The organism is Paraconexibacter sp., from assembly GCF_041602235.1.
Lineage (GTDB): Bacteria > Actinomycetota > Thermoleophilia > Solirubrobacterales > Solirubrobacteraceae > Paraconexibacter.
Genome location: NZ_JBFIGP010000278.1, coordinates 1 through 4,963 on the forward strand (window position 1 = coordinate 1; position 4,963 = coordinate 4,963).

Below are 4,963 nucleotides of genomic sequence, written 5' to 3' on the forward strand. Positions count from 1 at the left end.
CCGCTGGGGTCGGGGCGCACGGTCGCCGATCGCGCCACCGTGCAGGCCCGCGTGGCCGAGGCCGAGGCGGGGTTGCGAGCCGCGCACGCCCTCACCGAGCAGGCGGTCGCCGCGGCGTGGGTCGACGCGGAGGCCGGAGGCCAGGCGCGCACCGAGCAGCGTCTGGGCCTGCGGCTGTCGGCGACGCACGCGGTCCGTACCGCGGCTCGCGTGGCCGACGCGTGCCACGACCTCGGCGGGGGCAGCGCCATCTACGCGTCGAGCCCACTGCAGCGGCGGCTGCGCGACGCCCAGACGGCGACGGCCCACGCGCAGGTGGCGCCCGCGACCTGGGAGCTCACGGGCCGGCTGCTGCTGGACCGGGCGACGGACATCGCGCAGCTCTGACTCCTGGGCGGCGGGGCAGCAGCTACCGAGCACCTGCTCGGTTGGTAGCGTGCCCCGGATGCGCCGCGTCCTGCCCGTGCTCATCGTCGCCCTTTCGTGCGTCCTCACGGGTCCCGCGCTCGGAGCTGCCCACGCCGCCGAGGGCGACCTGCCGGTGCCGTGGGACTTCGTCTCCTTCGCCTCGGGTGGCTCCAACCCGGACAGCGCCCCAGGGGCCAACGACTTCTCCTGCCGTCCGAGCGTGGCGCACCCGCGCCCCGTCGTGCTCGTCCACGGGCTGGCGGCGAACCTCGGAGACAACTGGGCGACGATGTCGCCGCTGCTGAAGAACAACGGCTTCTGCGTCTTCGGGCTCACCTACGGGCGCCAGCCCGGGCAGCCCTACATCGGCGGGCTGCGGCCGATGGAGGACAGCGCCGTCGAGCTGGCGGCGTTCGTCGACCGCGTGCTGGAGGCCACCGGCGCCGAGCAGGTCGACCTCGTCGGGCACTCGCAGGGCACGGTCATGCCGCGCTGGTGGCTGACCTTCCTCGGGGGCGCCCCGAAGGTGAAGCGCTACGTGCAGCTGACGCCGCTGTGGGAGGGGACGAACCTGCTCGGGATCGGCGCCTTCCTGGCCCTGGGCAAGAGCATCTCCCCCACCACCTTCGAGGCCGGGATCGAGCACTACTTCACGGCCCTCGGGTGCGGGTCGTGCCCCCAGTTCGCCCGCGGCTCGCGCTACATGAACGCCGTGAACGCCCCGCCCGGGCCGGCGCTGCCCGGCATCGAGTACACGACCATCGTCACCAAGTACGACGAGCTCGTCGAGCCGTACACCAGCGGGCTGCTCACGGCGCCCAACGTCCGGAACTTCGTGCTGCAGGACGTCTGCTCGACCGACTACGCCGAGCACGCCGCGGTCGCCTACGACCCCATGGCAGCGCAGATCATGCTGAACGCGCTCGCGCCCGAGCAGGCCCGCCCGGTCCCCTGCGTGAAGATGTATCCGAGCGGAGCCCCGGACCCGCCGCCGGTCGGACTGGGGCCCGAGCCTGCGGCGCGCCCGGCGGCACGTGCGCCCGCGCGGGCCCGGTCGTGCTCGGTCCGGCTGACGATCCCGCGCCGTCGCGGGACCCAGGTCCGACGGGTCACGGTGACCCGCAGCGGCAAGCGCCTCGCGTCCCGTCGCGGGCGGTCGCTGCGCACGATCCGCGTGCCGCGCGTCCGGGCCGGACGTCGAGCCTTCCGCCTGCGGATCACCGACACACGCGGGACGCGATCGGTGGTGGTGCGCCGCACGGTGCGCTGCCGCTGAGCCCGCTTTCGTCGACCGGCGGAAGCCCTCGGGCTCTGGCACCGAACGCCTCCGTGGATCGCTGAATACCCGGCGGCTACTCGGCGTCGGCGATCTCGCCGCGGCCCAGCGCGAGCAGCAGCGCGTCGTTGGCGCCCTCGCCGATCTGGGTCTGTGGCGCGTCGCGGCGCAGCCGGGCGAGTTCGTCGTCGGAGCGGTAGGAGCGGCTCGCGGACAGGCGCGCGGCGAGATCGACCGCCCACACCGCGGTGTCCGACGCGATGACCTTCGCGGCGGTCGACAGCTCCCGCGCGTTCTCGGCGTCCGCGTCGACAGCACGGGCCGCCCGCTCCACCAGCGACTCCGCCGCCATCAGCCGGGCGCGCAGCGCCCCGACCCGCAGCTGCACGTGGGTGTGGTCGCCGAGCACGCCGTCGCCGATCTCCCGGCCGGTCGACTCGTCGAGCGCAGCCGTGAGCGCGCGGTCGATGATGCCCAAGGCGCGACAGGCCACGTTGATCCGACCGACCCCGAGCGCGCCCAGCATCTGCCGGGCCCCGCGCCCGACGCCCTCGGGACCTCCGAGGATCTCGGCGCCTGTCGCGTGGTGATGCGTGAAGACGTAGGCCGCGGACTCCACGCCGCGGTAGCCGATCTTGTCGAGCTCCTCGACCTGCCAGGACTCGCTGTCGCGCCCGTCGGCCGGGAGGACCACGCAGGTCAGCTCGCCCTCGACGCGACAGAGCAGGAACACCACCTCGGCGGACACGCCACCGGCGACCCAGCGCTTGCGGCCATCGAGGACCAGCCCGTCCCCCTCGGGGAGGGGAGCACCGACCGTCGCGATGCGCGAGAGGTCGCTGCCCGCCTGCGGCTCGGTGATCGAGAACGCGGCGTGGGCCGACCCCTCGGCGAACCGCGGCAGCCAGCGCGCCTGCTGCTCGGGCGTCCCGTCGCGCACGAGCAGCGCGGTGGCGAGACCCGTCGGGTTCACCGCGCCGGTCAGCGAGATCCATCCCTGGGACAGGGACCGCCAGACCGGCACGAGGTCGACGACCGACCGGCCGGCACCGCCGTGCTCGACGGGGACCAGCGCGCCCGGCACGCCCAGGGCGACCAGCTGCTCCCAGATCTCGTCGGGCAGCACGTCGTCGCGGTCCCACGCGGCGACGTCGGGCAGGACGGTGTCCGCGACGAACGTCGCGACGGCGTCGTGCAGCGGGACCACGGCGGCCTCGGAGGTGCTCATGCGACGCAGGGTTCCCGCTCCGAGCGGTGGGCAATCCCGCCCCCGGGACGTCGCGGGGGCGAGCGAGCGCGTGCGCCGATGCGCGGCGGCCGCCGGATAGCCTCCCCGCCATGCCGAGCCGCCCCGGATACGCCCACGTCACCCAGGTCCCGACCCGGTGGGCCGACAACGACATCTACGGGCACGTCAACAACGTGCAGCACTACGCGTTCTTCGACACCGCGATCAACCGCTGGCTGATCGAGGAGGGCGGGCTCGACATCCACGGCGGCGACGTGATCGGGCTCTGCGCCGAGTCGCACTGCACCTACTCGGGCCCCTTCGCCTACCCGGACGTGATCGACGTCGCCATGCGCGTCGGGCACCTGGGCCGGTCGAGCGTCCGCTACGAGCTGGCGCTGTACCGCGAGGAGGACGAGGCGTCGGTCGCCGAGGGCTGGTTCGTGCACGTGTTCGTGGACCGGGAGACGCGGCGGTCGGCGGGGATGCCCGACCGGCTGCGCGACGCGCTGTCGCGGCTCCAGGTCCCGGCGACCGAGGAGGCGTCGTCCTGATGCGCACGCGCGCCGCCGTCCTGCGCGAGATGGGCCGTCCCGGCCCGTACGCGGAGAGCCGCCCGCTGGAGATCGCCGAGCTCGAGCTCGACCCGCCCGGCCCCGGCGAGCTGCTGGTCCGCGTCCACGCGGCGGGCCTGTGCCACTCGGACCTGTCGGTCATCGACGGCTCGCGCCCTCGGGTGATGCCGATGGCACTGGGCCACGAGGCGGCGGGGGAGGTCGTGGCGATCGGCGGTGGTGGCGTCGGCTCGGCCTTCGCGGTCGGAGATCACGTCGCCTTGGCGTTCGTGCCGGTGTGCGGCTCGTGCGGTCCGTGCCAGGACGGCCGGGCGGCGCTGTGCGAGCCGGGCGCGGTGGCCAACGCTGCCGGCACCCTGCTGTCGGGCGAGCGCCGCTGGCACGACCCGGCCGACGGCGATCCCGACGCGGTGATGCACCACCACCTCGGCGTCAGCGCGTTCGCCGAGCACGTGGTCGTCTCGGAGTGCTCGGCGGTGCGGATCGACCCGACGCTCCCCTACGAGCTGGCGGCGCTGTTCGGCTGCGCGGTCCTCACCGGCGTGGGCGCGGCGGTCTACGGCGCGCAGATCCGGCCGGGCGACACCGTGGCCGTCTTCGGACTGGGCGGCGTCGGTCTCGCCGCGCTGCTCGGCGCGGTGCTCTGCGGCGCCAGCCGTATCGTCGTCGTGGACCGCGTGCAGGAGAAGCTCGACCTCGCGCTGGAGCTCGGCGCGGACGTGGCCGTCGCTGCGGACGAGGACGTCGTGGCCGCGGTGCGCGAGGCGACCGGCGGTGGCCCCGACCACGTGCTCGAGACGGTCGGCAACGCCGACGTGCTGGGCCAGGCCTACGCCGCGACGCGACGCGGCGGCCAGACGGTGACGGTCGGCCTGCCGCATCCGGACCGGATGCTGACGATCCCCGCGGTGTCCCTCGTCGCCGAGGAGCGCACGCTCAAGGGCTCCTACCTCGGATCCTGCGTTCCCGCCCGCGACATCCCGCGCTTCGTCGCCCTGCACCAGGCGGGCCGGCTGCCGGTCGAGCAGCTCCTGACCCACCGGCTGGGACTCGACGACCTCAACGCCGGCTTCGACCGCCTCGCGCGCGGGGAGGGCGTGCGGCAGGTCGTCGTGCTCTGAGACGGCCGGGCGGGACGGCGGCGGGTGGGTGGGCGGCCCGCCCCGGCGGTCGGACGACCGGGCCGCGCCACGGCACTCGTCGCGTCCGCCACGCCCCCGACCCTGGTCTCCCCCGCCCGCTCCTCCCCGGCCCGCCTCGCGAACTCGGTGGAGCAGACCACGCTATCCGTGGTCTCGTCCACCGAGTTCGCCCAACGGCGCTCGGCGGCGACGCGTCCGCGGCGGAAATTGCGGCCCGGCGCCCCACAGCGCCTGCGCCCCAGCCCCGGCGCCCCAGCCCGGCGCCCCAGCCCAGCGCCCCAGCCCCGGCGCCCCGCCGTGGCGCCTCAGCGCGCCGGCCGGTAGGTGCAGATGA

5 protein-coding genes are annotated in these 4,963 nt (G+C 75.1%); 4 read left to right on the plus strand and 1 reads right to left on the minus strand.

All coding sequences use genetic code 11. The features are described 5' to 3' along the window. Both ABYE80_RS17035 and ABYE80_RS17040 read left to right on the plus strand, forming a co-directional pair. On the plus strand, positions 1–387 hold a 387-nt coding region (locus ABYE80_RS17035), incomplete at its 5' end, for an acyl-CoA dehydrogenase family protein (protein ID WP_372791501.1). Between the two features lie 58 nt (positions 388–445). After that, positions 446–1,684, plus strand: a complete 1,239-nt coding sequence (locus tag ABYE80_RS17040; RefSeq protein WP_372791502.1) for a lipase family alpha/beta hydrolase — start codon at positions 446–448, stop codon at positions 1,682–1,684. A 76-nt stretch (positions 1,685–1,760) separates the two neighbouring features. Here the strand turns inward: ABYE80_RS17040 and ABYE80_RS17045 are convergent, their stop codons facing one another. Beyond that, positions 1,761–2,912 (minus strand): acyl-CoA dehydrogenase family protein, encoded by a 1,152-nt coding sequence (locus ABYE80_RS17045; protein ID WP_372791503.1) that lies wholly within the window; start codon positions 2,910–2,912, stop codon positions 1,761–1,763. A gap of 110 nt (positions 2,913–3,022) precedes the next feature. Between ABYE80_RS17045 and ABYE80_RS17050 the strand changes: the two genes are divergently transcribed. Beyond that, the gene (locus tag ABYE80_RS17050; protein WP_372791504.1) at positions 3,023–3,466 is read left to right on the plus strand and encodes an acyl-CoA thioesterase; all 444 of its coding nucleotides are present in this window, start codon (positions 3,023–3,025) and stop codon (positions 3,464–3,466) included. Then, positions 3,466–4,608, plus strand: coding sequence for a zinc-dependent alcohol dehydrogenase family protein (locus ABYE80_RS17055; protein ID WP_372791505.1), 1,143 nt, complete (start codon positions 3,466–3,468; stop codon positions 4,606–4,608). The genes ABYE80_RS17050 and ABYE80_RS17055 overlap by 1 nt, the downstream gene beginning before the upstream one ends. The last annotated feature ends 355 nt before the right edge of the window (positions 4,609–4,963 follow it).

Bases quoted from the DNA above. Each gene is read 5' to 3' on its own strand.
- ABYE80_RS17045 (WP_372791503.1), bottom strand. From the start codon at position 2,912: ATGAGCACCTCCGAGGCCGCCGTGGTCCCGCTGCACGACGCCGTCGCG.
- ABYE80_RS17055 (WP_372791505.1), top strand. From the start codon at position 3,466: ATGCGCACGCGCGCCGCCGTCCTGCGCGAGATGGGCCGTCCCGGCCCG.
- ABYE80_RS17040 (WP_372791502.1), top strand. From the start codon at position 446: ATGCGCCGCGTCCTGCCCGTGCTCATCGTCGCCCTTTCGTGCGTCCTC.
- ABYE80_RS17050 (WP_372791504.1), top strand. From the start codon at position 3,023: ATGCCGAGCCGCCCCGGATACGCCCACGTCACCCAGGTCCCGACCCGG.